The organism is Marinobacter lipolyticus, from assembly GCF_018424605.1.
In the GTDB taxonomy this organism is placed as follows: domain Bacteria; phylum Pseudomonadota; class Gammaproteobacteria; order Pseudomonadales; family Oleiphilaceae; genus Marinobacter; species Marinobacter lipolyticus_B.
Map to the genome: position 1 here is coordinate 244,135 of NZ_QTKT01000001.1, position 17,404 is coordinate 261,538.

Sequence of the window (17,404 nt, forward strand, 5' to 3'; positions counted from 1 at the left end):
GACTCTGGATTTGGCGCTCAGCGCAGGAGTCTACCACAGACGTTACAGGGTGCACCCTGACCGGAGGGACGCGCTCAGGGAGTCAGTTCACAATCCGGGCGTTCATTCACTTCATAACGTATGTGAGCGGTGTAGTTGCCATCGTCGTTCTTGCGGATATTGCTCAGCCCGATGTAATCCGTCAGGGCGCCGGACTCATCATAGCCCAGGGTAATCGGGTCAACCAGAAAGCGCAGCACCATGCCGGAGGGGCGGATGGTCACGGTGTGCGCAGCATCGGTCAGGTCGGTGGTGACCGGCTCCATGATGAACGCATAGTGTTTGCCCCGGGTAGGCGCGAGGAAACGGAAGTCCACGGATTTGTCAGCGGTCACGTTGTCCCAATGACGTCGGACAAGGTTGTCGAAACCGGCGTCAATCACCACTGCGTCGTCAAAGTCGGTGCGGAACTGTTCGGTGTCGCCGGACGGGGTTTGCCAAAGGATGGACAATGCGTCCTCGTCCGCGCGGGTAATCTCAATGACTTCCTCAAAATCCGGCTGCTGAAAATCCATGTTCGGTCTTAACGGCGAATACTGGTAATCCAGGGTTTTGGTGGCAAAGGGGCTGGTTTCGCCGGGCTTGCGGTACTCTACGGTGTGGGTAAGCGGGCGCCAGCGACCTTCGCGGCAGTCGCCGCTGACCGCATGGTATTCCTCGTAGACCGGTGTGCCATTCTCGGAGGCCTGGCCGGTAAAGGTGAACTGGGATTCGCTGGCAAACGCTGCCGGGGGCAGTGACGCAGCAAAAACGACGCAGGCAATCTGGTATCGATTCATGAGGCAAGCTCCGTATACAAGGCATTACGCACATACAGTAGCAACGGGAAGACCACCATCCAGCCAATGGCAAGGGCCACCAGCGATGTTGCCAGCACCGGCAGCTCCACCGCGCCAAGCTGGCTGGCGGACCAATAGGCAAACGGGCCTGCCATCGGGGCCAGCACCCAGGGCAGCCAGCGTTTCCGGCTCACCCACTGCAAGGAATGGGAGAGGGTGGTCATGAAGATGGCCCATATGGCAATCAGCCAGATGGGTGTGAGTACCACCTGGCCGGTGCCATCGTCCAGAACCCCGGTGTAAAACCAGATGCCGTCCAGAACACCGCCCACCACCGTGCCCAGGCCCACGAACTGCGCTTCCACCCAGCGGTTCTGGCTGATCAGCGCGAAATGGATGACCAGAAACACAGCCACCACGCCAGCAGCCATCACGCCCGGATAAAGAATGCAGATCAACCATCCCGCCTGGAACAGCACGAAATTGATGACGTTGCGAAGGGTTTCGGACTGGATCATAGGCTCAGAATGTTGTCGCGTTTATTGCCGGGTTTGGCAAATACCAGTTGGGATACGCCAATGGCCCGCTCACTGAAGCCTGCCTCGCAATAGGCGAAGTAGAAGTGCCACAGGCGCCGGAACGCTTTATCGTAACCCAGCGGTTCCAGGGTATCGCGGTTGGCCATGAAACGGTCGCACCAGTCGTGCAACGTTCTGGCGTAATGGAAGCCGATGTCTTCAGCATGGGTGAGTACCAGATCACTCTCCTGGCGCACCGAGTCCAGAATGGCACCGAACGAGGGAATGAAGCTGCCCGGAAAGATGAAGCGCTGGATGAAGTCTACGTTGCGCAGGGCACGCTGGTACCGTTGTTCGGGCATGTTGATGGCCTGCACAAGAGCAAGACCATCCGGTTTGAGCAGGGTGCTGATCTGACGGAAATAGCTGTCCAGAAACTGCGGCCCCACCGCCTCGATCATCTCGATTGATACCAACTTATCGAACTGCCCCTGAAGGTCGCGGTAGTCGTCGAACAACAAGGTAACTCTGTCTTCGAGGCCGGCGTCCGCCACGCGCTCCCGTGCCAGGGCCAGTTGCTCTTCGGAAATGGTCGTGGTGGTTACATGGCAACCGTAATGCTTTGCCGCATGGATGGCGAACCCGCCCCAGCCGGTACCGATTTCGATCACCCGATCCCCGGGACGAAGGTCCAGCTTCTGGCAGATGGTGTCGAGCTTGTGCACCGCCGCTTCTTCCAGGGTGCTTTCGGCGCTCGGATAGATGGCAGAGGAATACATCATGGTCGGATCAAGGAACGTCTCAAAGAGGTCGTTGCCGAGGTCATAGTGCGCGCTGATGTTCTTGCGGGAGCCGGCTTTGGTGTTGCGGTTCAGCCAGTGCAGGCCTTTCAGGGCCGGTTTGGTAACCCAGCTGAAACGATCCTCGAATTCATTCATCCGGTTGACGTTGCGAGTGAAAAACCGCAGGAGCGAGACCAGATTGGGCGTGTCCCAATCGCCGGAAACCCAGGATTCCGCCGCGCCAACGCTGCCTCCGGTCAGCAGGTCACGCCAGGTGCTGTGATGGTGTATGTGCAGTTCCGCCGGGGGATAGTTATTACTGCCATCGCCGAACACCATGTCGTCGTGGCCGGGTTCGCGGATGGTCAGAATGCCATCTTTCAGCAACGCCAGCTGCTGACAGACCAGGCGTCTGGCCACCCGGCTGGTCACCGGCATGCTGGCATCGCCGTTGGCGGTCTGTAACGAGGTATTCAGGTTCTCCATGAGCTTACCCTTCCACTTGTGCGATCAATCGTGTTGTTCTCTGTCACATCCGTTCCGCTGTCCCCGGTTCCGACCCGGAAGGACGGATCGCTATCAGGCAGTTTGTCCGGATGCGTGTAAAACGGCGCGCCTTTCAATTTGAGCTTCAGCGCATGCCAGTAAATACCGGCCGCAACCTTGAAGGCTTCAACGGGAAAACGGCGCAACGTCCGATGCAGTTGTTTACGATCCAGGGGACGGCGTTGGACTACCAGCGTGGCATCAAATTGCTTTCGCTCGTTTTCCAGCACGTTCATGTGAATACGCAATTCCGGCCCGCGGAAGCTGAAGGTCCACTGGTAATGCTGGGCCATGCCGTTGAAAGGCGAGACGTGAAAGCGCTTCTGGAAGCCGAAATGCTCGGTGCGCCAGCCTGATGGGTTCTGCTCGCTGCCCACGGTTTCGAGGCAGTAGAGATGACGCTCGTGCCAGGGTGTGTTGGTGATCTGGGCGAGGATAACTTTGGGCACCGCTCCGGTATCGGGCTGATCTCCCTTGCGGTAGCAGAAATAGAAACTCACCGGGTTGAACACATATCCGAGGTAACGGGGATGGGTGATCAGTTCCACCGGCCCGTCCGGTCGCCAGCCAGTAGCCTGTTCAGCCTGGTCGCAGACCGCTTTAAGCAGATCCGGAGAGGTCGGCCGGAAATAGTCCTTGCGATGCAGGGACAGCCAGTTGAAGCGCTCACTGGAGAACCACGGGCTGATAAGGGTTACCCGGTCCCATTCGCCCAGTTCCAGCGCCAGCATGCCGGTGCGGTAGCTGAACTGGTGGCCCACCGGGGACTTTCGCCGGTGGCGGATTTGTCCCTCCAGCCACTGGCTGGCCAGCGGACGGTCCGCGCCGACTGTGGCGCTGCCGGACATGGTCAGAGCTCCACGCCAAATGCTTTGGTCACCCGCAGCGCACTGCGTACGCCGTCTTCGTGGAAACCATTGAACCAGTACGCGCCGCAGAAATGGCTGCGGTTGCGATTGCCGATATCGTCGTAGCGATTCTGCGCGGCCACCGCTTCCAGGGTGAACACCGGGTGGGCGTAATCGAATCGTTTGATAACCCGGCTCTCGTCGATATCCTGGCTGCGATTCAGCGTCACACAGAAGGTCTCCGGCGCATCGTCGAAGTTCTGCAGAATGTTCATGTTGTAGGTGACCGAGACCGGTTCGGTGCTGTGCCGGGGTATGAAGTAGTTCCACGCCGCCCATGCCCGTCGGTTGGATGGCAACACCGAACTGTCGGTGTGCAGAACCACGTCGTTGCGCTGATAGGCAATGGCGCCAAGGACCGATCGTTCGTTGTCCGTCGGATCCGCAAGCATGGCCAGTGCCTGGTCGCTGTGACACGCGAAAATGACCTGGTCAAAGGTGTGTTCTTCTCCTCGTACCGTCAGCACGACCTTGTCCGGATGGCGGACCACTGACGTCACCGGGCTGTTCAATCGTGTGGTGTTGCCCAGGCGGTCCATCATTTTGTGAACGTACTGTGCAGACCCCCCGGAAATGACGCGCCAGGTAGGTCGATCGTCGACCGAGAGCATGCCGTGGTTATTAAAGAACTGGAGGAAAAAGCGGATCGGAAAGCGCTCGAGCACGATCTCGGGAGCCGACCAGATGGCCGCGCCCATGGGCACGATGTAGTAGTTGCGGAAATAGCGGGAATACCCCTTACGGTTCAGGTATCCGCCCAGCGTTTCCTGGTTGTCGATGGCGCCGGAGGCCAGATCCTCGCGGGTTTCCCGGTTGAACCGCAGGATCTCGCGAATCATCTTGAGAAACGGCAGATTAAACAGGTTGCTGCGTTGGGCGAACAGTGTGTTCAGGCTGGTGCCGTTGTACTGCAAGCCACTGGCATTGCAATCCACACTGAAGCTCATGTCGCTGACTTCCGAGGGCACGCCCAATCGGTCCATCAGTTTCATGAAATTGGGGTAGGTCCAGTCATTGAACACGATAAAGCCCGTGTTGACCGGCCACTGGCGCCCACCGGCGTCGACACTTTCGGTGTTGGTGTGGCCGCCGGCGTAGTCGGCGGCCTCGAAAACTTCTACGTCGTGATGTTCTGCAAGCAGCCAGGCAGCAGTGAGGCCGGAAACTCCGGCGCCAATGACAGCAATGCGCTGACGTGGTTCGTTCATCAGGGAGATTCCTGTCAGTTGTTGCCTTGCCGGGCCATGGCCGCGGACAGTCGGTCAATCATCGGTCGTGGAAGCGCGCTCAACAGGCGCAGCGTCCAGGTGAAACGTTTCGGGAACGCAATATCATTCCGCCCCCTGGCCAACCCGTTCACGATACGCTCGGCTGCATCGTCCGCGCTGACCAGGAAGGGCATGGGAAAATCATTGCGATCGGTAAGCGGCGTTTTGACAAAGCCCGGCGACACCACCACAACCTCAATGCCCTCGGCAGCCAGGTCCGCCCGCAGTGCGTGAGCGAAATAACTGAGCGCCGCCTTGGAAGCACCGTAGCCCTCAGCCCTGGCAAACGGAAACCACCAGGCCGAGGAACTGACAATGACCAGCGTCGCGGGCTCGCCCCGTTCCCGGGACCGGCGCAGGGCCGGCAATGCAATGTCGAGGCAACGGGCGGTGCCGATGACATTGGTGTTGAGGTTGTTGGCGATGATGTCGCTCTGGTAATCCTTTATTTCCAGGTATTCGCAGGTGCCGGCATTGAGGATCACCATGTTCAGGTTGCCGTGGCTTTCCAGCTCGCCGGCGACGGCCTGAAGCTGACTGCTGTCCGTGGTGTCTGCCGCTGCGGTTATCACCCGCTCAGGGGCCTGCTTGGCCAGCGCGTCCAGTGGCGCCTGTCGACGACCAGTGACAATCAATCGGTGGCCCTGCTCAATTAGTTTGCGCGATACCGCCTCGCCAATGCCGGATCCAGCGCCGGTAATCCAGATATTGGCTGGCTGTTGAAGTCTTTTGCTCATCCCGCCTGCTTCCTTATCCAGCGAATAATCGGCCCGAGAAGCGGGAGGTTTTCGTAGAGCAGTTGCCCGATATCAAAGTAGTCGCGGTGCTGCGTAACCTTGCCATCCCGGATGACCAGACGGCTCATGCCGTCGACCAGAATTTCCCGACCACGGCGAATACGTTTGTGGCGTAGATGCATGACCCAGCTGATGCCGACGTTTTCGCCGTTTACCACAGGTTCGCCAAACTCGAAGTGGCACGACAGCACGTTTCCGTAGGCTCCGGCGAAGTAGTGGGTGAGCTGGTCGAGCCCGTCGACCGAGGAAAACGGATCCTCAAACCGGACGTTCTCACTGTAAACGGAGGCAAGCTTGTTAAGGTTGCCGGCATCCAGCTCGTTGAACAGCTCCCGGAACCGGTCCAGTGTCGCCGGAACGGCTGAATTGCGGGTGCCTACTTCTATGGCTGAGGCGGTACTCATGAACGGTTCCTCCCCTGAGCGTCGAGTTTTCGGGTTTCTTCCTGAATGTGTTTCGGAATCGGGTTGAGGTCCCAGATAATGCCGAGTTTGGACATGAGCCAGAGCCCATACCAGGTGACATCGACCTCGTACCAGCGAAAGCCCTGGCGTACAGACTGGGGCCAGCGGTGGTGGTTGTTGTGCCAGCCCTCGCCGAGGGTTAACAGGGCCAGCCAGAAGTTGTTACGGCTGTCATCGGCGGTATCGAACCGGCGTTTGCCCCACACGTGGGACAGGGAATTGATGGATACCGTGGCGTGGAAGAGCACAACGGTTGAGATGAAGAAGCCCCACACCAGCAACTGCAGACCGTTGGTCCCGAGCCCGGGCGCCCAGGCCGCAAGTGCCTCGCCCAGAGCGTAGATGAGAATCGCAGCGGCGGCAGGCACCAGTGAGTCAAAGCGATTGACGAATTTCAGTTCCGGAAACTTGAGCCAGTCCCTGACCCTGCGCTCATCCATGGTGAAGCCGGCATCACAGGTGAACCAGCCCGCGTGCGCCCACCAGAACCCGCCCTGATGAGGGGAGTGAAGATCCTGCTCCTGATCGGAATGCTGATGGTGGTGGCGGTGGTGCGCCGCCCACCAGAGAGGCCCGCGCTGCGCTGCGCTGGCGCCCATGACAGCAAATACGAACTGGGCCGCACGGCTGGTTTTGAACGTCTTATGGGCAAAGTAGCGGTGATAGAACCCGGTAATTGCAAACATCCGCACTACGAAGAAGCCGACTGCAAAAGCGATGGCAAAGCCACTGACCCCGGTGTAGAACGCCAGCAGGCATGCCAGATGCAGGGCGATGAAGGGGATGACCCTGATAACGTTGAAAGATCGTGAAGTGGAGTCGATGTGATCCGAACCCGCGGAGGAGTCGAACCATCTCAGAATGTTTGTTAACCAGTATTGCGCTCGGGTCATACCCAGACTGCCTTTAATGTGTAAAAAGTTTCCAGATCCGCATTCGGATTAACTGTCACTGCGTTGTACTCTCGTGACGGCCGTTTAGATTGACCGGCCGATCGAATGTACGTTCAAACCCCTGCTTTTGGATGCACCTTTAACGATGATTAACCAAAATAGTCAGTGCCCGGATATACGCCGCGTGGCGATTGTTGGTTCAGGCCTTTCGGGCCTGTCGGCCGCGAGATTGTTAACGGAACAGGGTGTCAGTGTGACCCTGTTCGAGAAAAGCCGCGGCCCCGGTGGTCGCCTGGCGGCAAAACGGGTAACGGGTGGCTCTGCCGACATCGGGGCTCAGTATTTCACGATTCGAAATCCTGAATTCTCCCGGTTTCTCGAGCGCTACGCCGGCCCGGAAAGCTTCGCCGTCTGGCAGGCGCGGCTTGGTTTCCAGCAATCCGACGGGCAATGGCAGCCGTTCCCAGAGGAAGCCCGGTACGTGGGCACCCCGCGCATGACGGCCATCAGCCGGGCACTGGCGGCCGGCCTGGACCTTCGGGCGCAAACCCGGATTGCACATTTGGCGCGCAATGACCGGCTGTGGACGCTGACGGACACCGACGGCGGTACTTATGGCCCGTTTGACGCGGTCATCATCACCGCCCCGCCGGCTCAGGCCCGGGACCTGCTGGCGGACAGCCAACTGCCGGCGCTTGCAGCCAAGCTGGAGGAACCTGTGGCCGGCATTCTGCCGTGCTGGGCGGTGGCAGCGTTCTTCGAAAGCCCCCCCTGCAGCGAGTTTGAGGGGATGAGGCCGGACCATGATGTGCTCTACTGGGCCGGGAACAACTCCAGCAAACCCGGCCGCGACGATCAGGGGCAGTGGTGGGTGCTTCACGGTACGCCGCAATGGTCGGCCGCTAATGAGAACACACGGGCTGAAAAGGTGGCGAATGACCTTGTCATGGCGTTTCAGGACGTCACCGGTACGCAGGACGCGCCGGCTGAACTGGTGCCCCATCGCTGGCTCTATGCCCGTTCTGCGGACACCCGCCGGCCCGGCTGCCTGTGGTTTGCGGGCGAGGGTATCGGCCTGGCCGGGGACTGGCTCAGCGGTGGCCGGGTTGAGGGTGCCTTTGAAAGTGCCGAAGCGCTCCTGGCTGCCATGAGCGCCCCCTAGCCGGGCAAAACGGGTTCGGTTGTCTTCGGCTGCAGGTAGAAATGGGTAATGGTGCCGTCACTGAACTTGCTGAAAAAGGCACTGACCTCGGTGATCTGCCTCAGTGAGCGGGTGCGGTGAATTGGATCCCGCACCAGCACCTTGATGCCGTTGAAATTGTCCTGAATATTGGAGAACCGGGCACGCATGGAACAGGTCACCACGCGGGCCGGGTTCAGCTTCAGCTCTTTCGCCAGCCATTGGCTGTGGTCGGCAATCTGTTCCCGGTTCAGGTCCTCCCGGGTATCCAAGTGGTTCAGTTTGATACGGTCGACAATGCAGCGTGAGAAACTGTGAGGGTTGGCGCGCGCCACCTTGCGGAAGGCTTCCCAGAAGAAGTTGTCTGTGAGTTCGGCGAAATACCGCATGTTACTGAGGCAGGTATCGACCCATTCGAAACTGTCCGGATCCTCGAGCACCTCGTTGATGGCCTCGCGCAGCAACCAGTCGAAGCCCAGCGCGGTTTTATGGGCATAGACCTTGCGGTACATCTGGTGCCGGCTGTAGACGAAGTCCTCCAGCGCGCCGAGACCTTTCTGAGTGATGGCCAGCCCGAGCCAGGGCTCGGCCACGTCCCAGCCGAAGCGCAGGTTGCTGAGCAGGTGATCGAGGTTGAACCCGCCGATGGTGACCGATGAGTGAAAGCCGTCACGCAGCATGTAATCGGCGCGGTCGGCGTCAATCTCCCCGGACACAATAGAAGACAGCAGGTCCATCACCAGTTGCGGGATATCGGCCTTACTCAGCGCCCCTGAATGGGCGTCGTCACCGGCGATAAAGCTCCAGAAGGTTTTCGCGTGTCGACAGAAAGCGTCACTGGGCTCTACATCCGTGGTTTCCATGATGCCGATGACATCCCGGGCGTCCAGCCCTGCCGCCGCAATGTCGATGTCCTTGAGCACCTCGTGAGCAACTCTTACTGAATAGTGCTCGTGCTCCAGTTCTTCAGGGCGGGCGCGATGGTATGCGCGGTAGTCCACCCCTTCCCAGAGGTCATCGAACCGGTCTGCGCGGGACATCAGCTCGCGGATGCGGCGGGCCTGGGTGAACTGGTGGGAGAAACTGGAATGCCCGCTATCGTGCAACAGGCACCCCAGGCGAATGGTTTTGGCGAGGTAATCAATGGCATCCAACTGGCTCAGGCTCAGATCGGTTTTCTCGCTGAGCTGCTTTTCCCGCAGGTAGGCGTCGATCATCGAGCGGAACATGCGGGTGCCCACATGCATTACCCCGATGCTGTGAAGAAAACGTGAGTGGGTAGCGCCTGGGAATACCAGGCTGAGAATATCGTTCTGGCAGATGTTGCGAAGGCGTTGGAACAGCGGATGGTCAATCACGCGGATCTCGTGCCGGTACAGGGGAATGCCGCCGTGTACCGGATCCATGATCAGCTTGTCGTAAGCTCCAAGCAAGTCGTTTACGGCGCTTCTCATTGCGTGTTTTCTCCCAAAATCATCAAACTTGCCTTGTTATATCACAGGGTCGTGCCAGAATAGGCGATAAGTAGCCGATTTATCCTTTAACGATGGTAGTTTAGGGCCACCGCCATGACCTCGCGCACTGAGCGCATTCTTATCATTGATGCCGATCTGAAGGCACGCAACGAGCTGAGTCGTCACCTTGAAGCGCGTGGCTTCTACGTGACCGGGTGCCCCGACAGTCAAGCTGCCCTGACGCTGTTCAGCCAGGCCATTCCCGACGTTATTTTCGCCGATTTGCCCACGGAAGCCATCAGCGAGCTGGCCTCACGCCTGGAAGACCTGGAAACCTTCACGCCCATTGTGGCCTGTTCTGACTCGGCCAACTCCGTGGATGTGGTCAACGCTCTGCGTGCCGGAGCCGCCGATGTGGTGCTCAAGTCCTGTGCCGCCGGGAAAGGCGCTCTGGACGATGTCATCAGCAAGCTCTTTGACCGGGTGAGGGTGAACCGTCTGAACCAGTTGTACCGGCAGGAGCTGGAGGAAGCGAACCGCGATCTGCGGGATGGCATTGCCGAGCTCAGGGCAGACCAGAGGGCAGGGCGCAAGGTGCAGCTGAAGATGCTGCCCGATAACGACCAGAACCTTGTCGGCCTGGGGGTCACCCACCTGATCAAGCCGTCTTTGTACCTGAGTGGCGATTTCCTCGATTATTTCCGCATTTCCGAAGACAAGGTGCTGGTCTACATCGCTGATGTGTCTGGCCACGGTGCCAGTTCGGCGTTCGTTACCGTGTTATTGAAGAACCTGACCAATCGCCTGCAGCGCAACCTCCGTCGCGGCTCCAGTGACGACATTCTTTATCCGGAGCGCTTTCTCGAACGAATCAACTCGGAATTGCTGGATACCGGCCTCGGTAAACACGTAACCGTGTTTGTTGGCATTATCACGGTGTCCGAGCGTAAATTAAGGTATGCCGTGGGAGCGCACTTCCCGATGCCGATTCTGTCGTTCGAAGGGGGCAGTACGGCGTTTCTGGAGGGCAGTGGCTTGCCGGTTGGGCTGTTCGAATCTCCGGAATGGGAGGTGTACGAGGTCCCTCTCGAGAAGCCGTTCCGACTTATTCTGTTTTCAGATGGCATTCTGGAGGTTATTCGGGCGAAAAGCCTGGATGAAAAGGAGCAGACTCTACTTGAACTCGTGTCAGGAGGCCGTCACACTATCGCATCTCTGAGCCAGGCGCTGGGCCTGGATGCGATTACCGAGTTACCGGATGACATAGCGATCGTCTCGGTAACGGACATCCTCACCGGTTCGGACAACACGTCGTCGATATAGTGGCAGTGTAAAACATGGCTGGTTACAAGATCCTGCAAGCGGAAAATCAGGGGATTTACCTCCTGAAGTTCATTGGTGAAATCCGGCTGAACCTGTGTTCAACGCTGGACAATCTGGTTGAATCGATCACTCAGGATCCGCAATTCAAGACCGTGGTCATTGATCTCACCGAGTGTGAAATCATCGACAGCACTACACTCGGCCTGCTAGCGAAAATTGCCATGGCGGCCCAGAAACGAAGCCACTTTCTGCCCACACTGATTTCAACCAACCCCGACATTACCCGAATCATCACCTCCATGGGGTTCGACAAGATCTTTATCATTGTCCGCGAACCTGCCTCCAGAATTGAAGAACTTGAAGAAATTCCCGTCTTGCGTGCCAGCGAACAGCAGGTGCGTGACAAGGTGCTTGATGCGCACCGGGTGTTAATGGGCCTGAACAGTCGCAACAGGGAAGAGTTCAAGAATCTGGTCCGCGCCCTGGAATGTGAAGAGCCGGGCTGATCCAATAACAGAACGGACACACTATGCCTGATCAAAAAGACCTGCAAACGACGGGCGCGTCAGCTACTGGCCGTCAGATTGCCGTGCTTGGTGGTGGCAGCTTCGGCACTGCCATGGCCAAAGTCCTTGGTGAGAATGGGCACACCGTCCATTTCTGGATGCGCGACGAAGCCCAGCGGGATGAAATTCGCGAAACCGGCATCAACAGCCGCTATATGCCGGGCGTTCAGCTCACCGGTGACATTCAGCCCACCAACGACCTGGTGGAGGCTGTGCGCAATGCAGAAGTGGTGTTTGTGGCCATCCCGAGCAAGGCGTTCCGCGCCGTCATCCGTGAGCACTGTCGGGATTTTGCCGACGATCAGATTGTCATCAGTCTGACTAAAGGCATCGAAGAGCATGGCTTCAAGCTGATGAGCGAGATACTTCAGGAAGAAGTTCCGCGTTGTCGCATCGGGGTGTTGAGTGGCCCGAATCTCGCCGGAGAGATCGTCAACCGGGATCTTACCGCTACGGTCATTGCTGCCAAGGACCCGGAGGTTCGCCGCGCGGTACAGGATCTTCTGGGTTGTGAGTATTTTCGCGTCTACGCCAACGTGGACGTATACGGGGTCGAGCTTGCCGGCGCCCTGAAAAATATCTATGCCATCGTATCCGGGCTGGCGTCGGCGCTTGATCTGGGTGAAAACGCCAAGGCCATGCTGATTACCCGTGGACTGGCAGAAATGAGCCGGTTCGCCGTTAGCCTCGGTGCCAATCCCATGACGTTTATGGGGCTGGCCGGGGTCGGGGACCTGATCGTAACCTGTACCTCGTCGAAAAGCCGCAACTACCGGGTGGGCTACGCCGTAGGCAAGGGCCAGAAGCTTGATGACGCGGTCGTTGAACTGGGTCAGGTGGCGGAAGGGATCTACACGCTTAAGCTGGTCAAGGAAAAGTCCGAAGCCATCGGGATTTACATGCCGCTGGTGCGTGGGCTGTATGAAATACTCTACGGTACCGCGTCCATCAGTGCCGTCATCAACAGCCTGATGATGTCGGTCCAGAACTCAGATGTGGAGTTCATTTTGCCACGGACCATAACCCAGTAACCTGTTCAATTCCGGAGGTGGCCTTTGCATCTGATCGTCATGCGTCACGGTGAGGCGGGCTGGCACAGCATTGACCAGCAGCGCGAGCTGACCGAAGCCGGGCACGCCGGTGCCGCAGCCGTGGCAGCGGATATTGCCGAGTCGCCCTGGCGACCTGAGCTGATCTGGTGCAGCCCTCTGGTAAGGGCTCGGCAGACCGCCGCCATTGCCTCCGAAATACTGAACTGCCCCGTTACGGAAGTCCCGTTCATCACCCCGGATGATGACCCGGGTGTCTGCCTCGACGCCCTGATGGAGGCCGCCGAATCGCCCCTTATGCTGGTTTCTCACATGCCTTTTGTCGGGGCGCTTTCAACCTTACTGGTTGACGGGCACCGGCGAGGCATTCCGTTCATGACGTCCCAGGCGGTGCTGTTGGAAATGCCCGTGGTGGGGCCGGGGTGTGCCGATCTCCGCGCCCAGTTCCTGCCGTAACGTTTTCGCCAATTATCCAGGAGACACTTTCAGCAGCGTATGCACAGCTTCCCGATTGATTACGTCGAACCTGTTTTCCGCCCCCCCAGCGAGGCAAAGTCCCTGATTTTGCCGGTGACCAATGGCTGCTCGTGGAATAAGTGCACCTTTTGCGAGATGTACACGCAGCCCCAGAAAAAATTCAGAGCCAGAAAGCCCGACGCCGTGCGTGAGGATATTGATCGCGCGGCCCGTTCCCTTGGGGGCGTTCGCCGTGTGTTTCTGGCAGACGGTGACGCAATGGTTCTGCCCACACGCCGGTTGCTTGAGATCCTTCAGGAGCTTCGGGCGGCATTTCCCGATCTGCAGCGGGTGTCCAGTTATTGCCTGCCGCGAAACCTGGCCCGAAAGTCTGTAGAGGAGCTCACAGAGTTGCGGGAGGCCGGGCTTCAGATCCTTTACGTGGGTATGGAATCTGGCGACGACGAAGTGCTGCGTCGTATCAACAAAGGCGAAACGGCCGAATCCACCCGATCCGCCCTGAGCAAGATTCGCTCTGCCGGCATAACCAGCTCTGTCATGGTTCTGAACGGCCTCGGCGGCGAGGTACTGTCGGAACAGCATGCTGTCAACACGGCGCGGCTGTGCAACGACACCCAGCCGGATTACCTGTCGACGCTGGTCGTCAGTTTTCCCCAGGGCGAAGAGCGGTTCCGGGCTGGCTTCGGGGATGATTTTGTGCCGCTGAATCAGGACGGGCTTTTTCGTGAGATCCGCCAGTTCCTTGAGCACCTTGATCTGGAGCGTACCGTTTTCCGTAGTGACCATGCGTCCAACTATCTTGTGCTCAAAGGCACGCTGGGCCGAGACAAGCCCCGATTACTGGAAGAGGTGAACCTCGCCATTTCTGACCCCGGTGCAGCCACGCTGCGCCCGGAGTGGATGAGAGGCCTGTAGAGAGGACCGGAACCATGGAGAAGAATCCAGAACACATTGCGAGCCAGATTGACGCCCCGTCCGACGGCGCACCGGGTCTGCCCCCGCTGGAGCAATGGCACCCGGAGCTGTCCGGCGATATCGACATTCGCATTGCCCGGGACGGCCAGTGGCTGTACAAGGGCGAGCCGCTGGCCAGGGAAGCCATCGTTCGGCTGTTTTCGACCATTCTTCGGCGTGAAGCGGACGGTGAGTATTATCTGGTGACGCCCGTGGAAAAATGGCGCATCACTGTCGATGACGCCCCCTTGCTGGCTCACAGCCTGGAGGTGAGCGGTGAGGGCGAAGCCCAGACCCTGTCACTGACGACCAACGTCGGCGAAACCCTGAAGATCGGCGATGACCACCCTTTGACGGTGGGAGCCTACCCATCGGGCGATGAGCCCCGGCCGGTCATCAGTGTTCGCCATGGCCTGGAAGCCCGGGTGGTGACCAGCTCGTTTTACGATCTGGCTGACCAGGTGGTGGAGCGATCAGCAGACGGCGGTAAAACGGTTCTCGGGGTCTGGAGCCGGGGAAAGTTCTACGAAATCGGGTAAAGGAGTTGAAAAACCAGACTCTGCCCCAAATAACTGACGGTAGAAAACGCAGCTCCACACTTGTTAGACTGTGTTCTCTATCTTGTTACCGAGCCTGGCTCTCTAACGAGGCCCGGTGGTCGTTAGTCACTCTGTGCAGTCTGGCTGTTCATGAATACTTTCGATTACCCAAATTCAATTTACAGTCATTGCGACACGCAAGGAGATCACATGGCCCAACCTCGTGTTGTCACCATCCATTACACACTCACTAACGACCAGGGCGAGCAGCTAGACTCTTCCCGTGTAGAAGGTCGTGAGCCGCTGTCTTATCTGGAAGGTGCACAGAACATTATCGGCGGACTGGAAAGTGCGCTGAACGAAAAGAACGCCGGTGACCAGGTCAAAGTATCTGTTGAGCCCGGTGAAGGCTACGGTGAAGTTAACGAAGAGCTGATCCAGCCGGTTCCCCGTTCTGCATTTGAAGGCGTTGATACCATCGAGCCGGGCATGCAGTTCCAGGCGCAGACTCCGGGCGGCCCTCAGGTTGTTCGCGTCGTTGAAGTCAGCGACGAAACCGTGACTATCGATGCCAACCATCCGCTGGCTGGCCAGACTCTGCACTTCGACGTGGAAGTGGTAGAGGCTCGCGATGCAACTGACGAAGAGCAAGAGCACGGCCACGTGCACTAAGCTTTTCTCCGGTAGTATCGAAAACGGCCCCATGCGGGCCGTTTTTTTATATCTGGGGGAATTGTCGGATTACGGCTTCGCCTAATCCGACCAACGGGTAGCCCCCTCTCTCTTCACATGTAGGTCGGATTAGGCGAAGCCGTAATCCGACACAAAAAACGGCCCCCATGGGGCCGTTTTTTAACCGGAAACCGAACTTACATGTTCGGGTAGTTGGGGCCGCCGCCGCCTTCCGGAGTTACCCAGGTGATATTCTGTGCAGGGTCCTTGATATCACAGGTCTTACAGTGAACACAGTTCTGGGCGTTGATCTGGAACTTCTTGCCGCTGCCGTCATCCTTCTCGACAACTTCGTAAACGCCGGCCGGGCAGTAACGCTGCGCGGGCTCGTCGTACTTGGGCAGGTTCTGCTCGATCGGAATGTTCGGGTCCGTCAGCTTCAGGTGAACCGGCTGGTCTTCCTCGTGGTTGGTGTTGGACACAAACACGGAAGTCAGGCGGTCGAAGGTCAGCTTGTTGTCCGGCTTCGGGTACGTAATCTTCTTCGCTTCCGACGCGGGCTTCAGCGTGGCGTAATCCGGCGTGGTGTCGCGGAAGGTGAAGGGCAGGCTTCTGCGCAGAATGTTCTGCTCGAAGAAAGCAATAGCACCACCAACGACGTTGCCGAACTTGTGCATGGCCGGCCCGAAGTTGCGCTCGTCGTACAGCTCCTTGTAAAGCCAGCTGTCCTTGAAGCGATCGGCGAAGCTGGTGATTTCCTCACCGGATTTGCCTTCCTTCAATGCCTCGAACACGGCTTCCGCGCCCAGCAGGCCAGATTTCATGGCAGTATGGGAGCCCTTGATCTTGGAGCTGTTCAGGGTGCCGGCGTCGCAGCCCAGCAGCAGTCCGCCGGGGAAGCTCATTTTCGGCAGGGCATTGAAGCCGCCCTTGGCGATGGCGCGGGCACCGTAGGAAACGCGCTTACCGCCTTCCAGATACTTGCGGACTTCCGGATGCAGTTTCAGGCGCTGGAATTCCTCAAACGGGCTCATGTGCGGATTGCTGTAAGACAGGTCGGTAATAAGGCCGACGTAGACCTGTCCGTTTTCCAGGTGGTAAAGGAAGGAGCCGCCAGTGGAGCCGCTTTCGGTCAACGGCCAGCCAGTGGTGTGCACCACCAGGCCCGGCTCATGTTTGGCCGGATCGATATCCCACAGCTCTTTAATACCGATACCGTAATGCTGCGGGTCTTTGCCTTCATCCAGTTTGAAGTCATTGATCAGACGCTTACCGAGGTGGCCGCGGCAACCTTCGGTGAACAGGGTGTACTTGGCGCGCAGCTCCATGCCCGGCATGTAGCCGTCTTTCTCGCTGCCGTCACGGGCTACGCCCATGTCACCGGTAATGATGCCTTTCACCTGACCGTCTTCAACAATGGTCTCGGAGGCAGCGAACCCCGGGTAGACTTCAACGCCCAGCGCTTCGGCCTGCTCGGCCAGCCAGCGGCACAGGTTACCAAGGCTGATGATGTAGTTGCCGTGGTTGTGCATATTTTTCGGCACAAAGGCGTTGGGAATCTTGGTGGCGTTTTCCTGGTTCTTCAGCAGGAAAATGTCATCCCGGGTGACCGGGGTGTTCAGCGGCGCGCCTTTCTCTTTCCAGTCCGGGAAGAGTTCGTTCAGGGCGGTAGGCTCAAACACGGTACCGGCCAGAATGTGGGCGCCGATTTCGGAGCCTTTTTCGACGACACAGACCGTCAGTTCTTCGCCGGCTTCCTGGGCCAACTGCATGACCCGGCAGGCTGCCGAAAGGCCAGCGGGCCCACCGCCGACGATAAGAACATCAAATTCCATCGATTCGCGTTCCACGTTGGTCTCCTCATACTTCTTTTAATGGATAGTATTGTGCCCGCAGGCGAATAAATCAGGGGCGTCATCATACCGGTAAAACTGCCTATAGACGACTCCCAAAAGACGAATTGCCCGTCCTGCTACGTTTTAGGATATCGCATTTCAAAATTCAAACAAACGTTTGTTTGAAATTCCGCCCGACCTTTGGCATGGTTAAGGAAGATGCTAACTGTGTGAGTTGAGTCATTTTTTAGTATCGTCTCATCGTTGTAATGAGTCAACACAGGTCAATTGGCTTCGAAAACAGGCCTGACGCGTCGAACGGGACTATTGACCCCGTTCACCTTTGCCTGCAGTATTAGTC

At 58.2% G+C, this 17,404-nt stretch carries 18 protein-coding genes; 8 read left to right on the top strand and 10 right to left on the bottom strand.

The window, feature by feature from the left end; genetic code table 11:
• Positions 1 to 74: 74 nt before the first annotated feature.
• From DYI22_RS01085 to DYI22_RS01120, 8 genes are read right to left on the bottom strand one after another with little or no spacing between them, the layout of a single operon-like run.
• Positions 75 to 818 carry a hypothetical protein gene (locus DYI22_RS01085; RefSeq protein WP_213476184.1) on the bottom strand — a complete coding sequence of 248 codons (744 nt, stop codon included), beginning with the start codon at positions 816 to 818 and terminating at the stop codon, positions 75 to 77.
• Positions 815 to 1,336 (bottom strand): DUF2878 domain-containing protein, encoded by a 522-nt coding sequence (locus DYI22_RS01090; protein WP_213476185.1) that lies wholly within the window; start codon positions 1,334 to 1,336, stop codon positions 815 to 817. The genes DYI22_RS01085 and DYI22_RS01090 overlap by 4 nt, the downstream gene beginning before the upstream one ends.
• A complete protein-coding gene (locus DYI22_RS01095; protein WP_213476186.1) occupies positions 1,333 to 2,604 on the bottom strand; it encodes an SAM-dependent methyltransferase in 1,272 nt (423 codons plus the stop codon). Before DYI22_RS01095 ends, DYI22_RS01090 begins: the two co-directional genes overlap by 4 nt.
• Positions 2,592 to 3,476, bottom strand: coding sequence for a DUF1365 domain-containing protein (locus DYI22_RS01100; protein ID WP_213476421.1), 885 nt, complete (start codon positions 3,474 to 3,476; stop codon positions 2,592 to 2,594). Before DYI22_RS01100 ends, DYI22_RS01095 begins: the two co-directional genes overlap by 13 nt.
• A 38-nt stretch (positions 3,477 to 3,514) precedes the next feature.
• Positions 3,515 to 4,780 carry an NAD(P)/FAD-dependent oxidoreductase gene (locus DYI22_RS01105; RefSeq protein ID WP_213476187.1) on the bottom strand — a complete coding sequence of 422 codons (1,266 nt, stop codon included), beginning with the start codon at positions 4,778 to 4,780 and terminating at the stop codon, positions 3,515 to 3,517.
• Positions 4,781 to 4,794: 14 nt separating this feature from the next.
• Positions 4,795 to 5,577 (bottom strand): SDR family NAD(P)-dependent oxidoreductase, encoded by a 783-nt coding sequence (locus tag DYI22_RS01110; protein WP_213476188.1) that lies wholly within the window; start codon positions 5,575 to 5,577, stop codon positions 4,795 to 4,797.
• Positions 5,574 to 6,041, bottom strand: coding sequence for a nuclear transport factor 2 family protein (locus tag DYI22_RS01115; RefSeq protein WP_213476189.1), 468 nt, complete (start codon positions 6,039 to 6,041; stop codon positions 5,574 to 5,576). Before DYI22_RS01115 ends, DYI22_RS01110 begins: the two co-directional genes overlap by 4 nt.
• Complete coding sequence (locus DYI22_RS01120; RefSeq protein WP_213476190.1) at positions 6,038 to 6,994, bottom strand: acyl-CoA desaturase; 957 nt, start codon at positions 6,992 to 6,994, stop codon at positions 6,038 to 6,040. The genes DYI22_RS01115 and DYI22_RS01120 overlap by 4 nt, the downstream gene beginning before the upstream one ends.
• 184 nt (positions 6,995 to 7,178) lie before the next feature.
• Between DYI22_RS01120 and DYI22_RS01125 the strand changes: the two genes are divergently transcribed.
• On the top strand, positions 7,179 to 8,156 hold the full coding sequence (locus tag DYI22_RS01125; RefSeq protein ID WP_323132842.1) for an NAD(P)/FAD-dependent oxidoreductase: 978 nt from the start codon (positions 7,179 to 7,181) through the stop codon (positions 8,154 to 8,156).
• Here DYI22_RS01125 and DYI22_RS01130 read toward each other — a convergent pair.
• Positions 8,153 to 9,628, bottom strand: a complete 1,476-nt coding sequence (locus tag DYI22_RS01130) for an HD domain-containing protein (protein ID WP_213476192.1) — start codon at positions 9,626 to 9,628, stop codon at positions 8,153 to 8,155. The two genes, DYI22_RS01125 and DYI22_RS01130, sit on opposite strands and share 4 nt — an antisense overlap.
• A 114-nt stretch (positions 9,629 to 9,742) precedes the next feature.
• Between DYI22_RS01130 and DYI22_RS01135 the strand changes: the two genes are divergently transcribed.
• The 7 genes from DYI22_RS01135 (at position 9,743) to DYI22_RS01165 (ending at position 15,208) form a co-directional block, all read left to right on the top strand.
• Positions 9,743 to 10,951, top strand: a complete 1,209-nt coding sequence (locus tag DYI22_RS01135; RefSeq protein WP_213476193.1) for a PP2C family protein-serine/threonine phosphatase — start codon at positions 9,743 to 9,745, stop codon at positions 10,949 to 10,951.
• A 14-nt stretch (positions 10,952 to 10,965) separates the two neighbouring features.
• Entirely contained in the window at positions 10,966 to 11,457 is a 492-nt protein-coding gene (locus tag DYI22_RS01140; RefSeq protein WP_213476194.1) for an STAS domain-containing protein, read from the top strand.
• Between the two features lie 23 nt (positions 11,458 to 11,480).
• Positions 11,481 to 12,548 carry an NAD(P)H-dependent glycerol-3-phosphate dehydrogenase gene (locus tag DYI22_RS01145; RefSeq protein WP_213476195.1) on the top strand — a complete coding sequence of 356 codons (1,068 nt, stop codon included), beginning with the start codon at positions 11,481 to 11,483 and terminating at the stop codon, positions 12,546 to 12,548.
• 24 nt (positions 12,549 to 12,572) lie between these two features.
• Complete coding sequence (locus tag DYI22_RS01150) at positions 12,573 to 13,022, top strand: SixA phosphatase family protein (protein ID WP_213476196.1); 450 nt, start codon at positions 12,573 to 12,575, stop codon at positions 13,020 to 13,022.
• Between the two features lie 39 nt (positions 13,023 to 13,061).
• Positions 13,062 to 13,958 carry a radical SAM protein gene (locus tag DYI22_RS01155; RefSeq protein ID WP_213476197.1) on the top strand — a complete coding sequence of 299 codons (897 nt, stop codon included), beginning with the start codon at positions 13,062 to 13,064 and terminating at the stop codon, positions 13,956 to 13,958.
• A gap of 14 nt (positions 13,959 to 13,972) precedes the next feature.
• Positions 13,973 to 14,536 (top strand): DUF1285 domain-containing protein, encoded by a 564-nt coding sequence (locus tag DYI22_RS01160; protein WP_213476198.1) that lies wholly within the window; start codon positions 13,973 to 13,975, stop codon positions 14,534 to 14,536.
• Positions 14,537 to 14,746: 210 nt separating this feature from the next.
• The gene (locus DYI22_RS01165; protein WP_213476199.1) at positions 14,747 to 15,208 is read left to right on the top strand and encodes an FKBP-type peptidyl-prolyl cis-trans isomerase; all 462 of its coding nucleotides are present in this window, start codon (positions 14,747 to 14,749) and stop codon (positions 15,206 to 15,208) included.
• Positions 15,209 to 15,405: 197 nt separating this feature from the next.
• Here DYI22_RS01165 and DYI22_RS01170 read toward each other — a convergent pair whose 3' ends face one another.
• Complete coding sequence (locus DYI22_RS01170) at positions 15,406 to 17,058, bottom strand: electron transfer flavoprotein-ubiquinone oxidoreductase (protein WP_213476200.1); 1,653 nt, start codon at positions 17,056 to 17,058, stop codon at positions 15,406 to 15,408.
• Positions 17,059 to 17,404 lie beyond the last annotated feature (346 nt).

Bases quoted from the DNA above. Each gene is read 5' to 3' on its own strand.
- DYI22_RS01085 (WP_213476184.1), bottom strand. From the start codon at position 818: ATGAATCGATACCAGATTGCCTGCGTCGTTTTTGCTGCGTCACTGCCC.
- DYI22_RS01090 (WP_213476185.1), bottom strand. From the start codon at position 1,336: ATGATCCAGTCCGAAACCCTTCGCAACGTCATCAATTTCGTGCTGTTC.
- DYI22_RS01095 (WP_213476186.1), bottom strand. From the start codon at position 2,604: ATGGAGAACCTGAATACCTCGTTACAGACCGCCAACGGCGATGCCAGC.
- DYI22_RS01105 (WP_213476187.1), bottom strand. From the start codon at position 4,780: ATGAACGAACCACGTCAGCGCATTGCTGTCATTGGCGCCGGAGTTTCC.
- DYI22_RS01110 (WP_213476188.1), bottom strand. From the start codon at position 5,577: ATGAGCAAAAGACTTCAACAGCCAGCCAATATCTGGATTACCGGCGCT.
- DYI22_RS01115 (WP_213476189.1), bottom strand. From the start codon at position 6,041: ATGAGTACCGCCTCAGCCATAGAAGTAGGCACCCGCAATTCAGCCGTT.
- DYI22_RS01120 (WP_213476190.1), bottom strand. From the start codon at position 6,994: ATGACCCGAGCGCAATACTGGTTAACAAACATTCTGAGATGGTTCGAC.
- DYI22_RS01130 (WP_213476192.1), bottom strand. From the start codon at position 9,628: ATGAGAAGCGCCGTAAACGACTTGCTTGGAGCTTACGACAAGCTGATC.
- DYI22_RS01135 (WP_213476193.1), top strand. From the start codon at position 9,743: ATGACCTCGCGCACTGAGCGCATTCTTATCATTGATGCCGATCTGAAG.
- DYI22_RS01140 (WP_213476194.1), top strand. From the start codon at position 10,966: ATGGCTGGTTACAAGATCCTGCAAGCGGAAAATCAGGGGATTTACCTC.
- DYI22_RS01145 (WP_213476195.1), top strand. From the start codon at position 11,481: ATGCCTGATCAAAAAGACCTGCAAACGACGGGCGCGTCAGCTACTGGC.
- DYI22_RS01155 (WP_213476197.1), top strand. From the start codon at position 13,062: ATGCACAGCTTCCCGATTGATTACGTCGAACCTGTTTTCCGCCCCCCC.
- DYI22_RS01160 (WP_213476198.1), top strand. From the start codon at position 13,973: ATGGAGAAGAATCCAGAACACATTGCGAGCCAGATTGACGCCCCGTCC.
- DYI22_RS01165 (WP_213476199.1), top strand. From the start codon at position 14,747: ATGGCCCAACCTCGTGTTGTCACCATCCATTACACACTCACTAACGAC.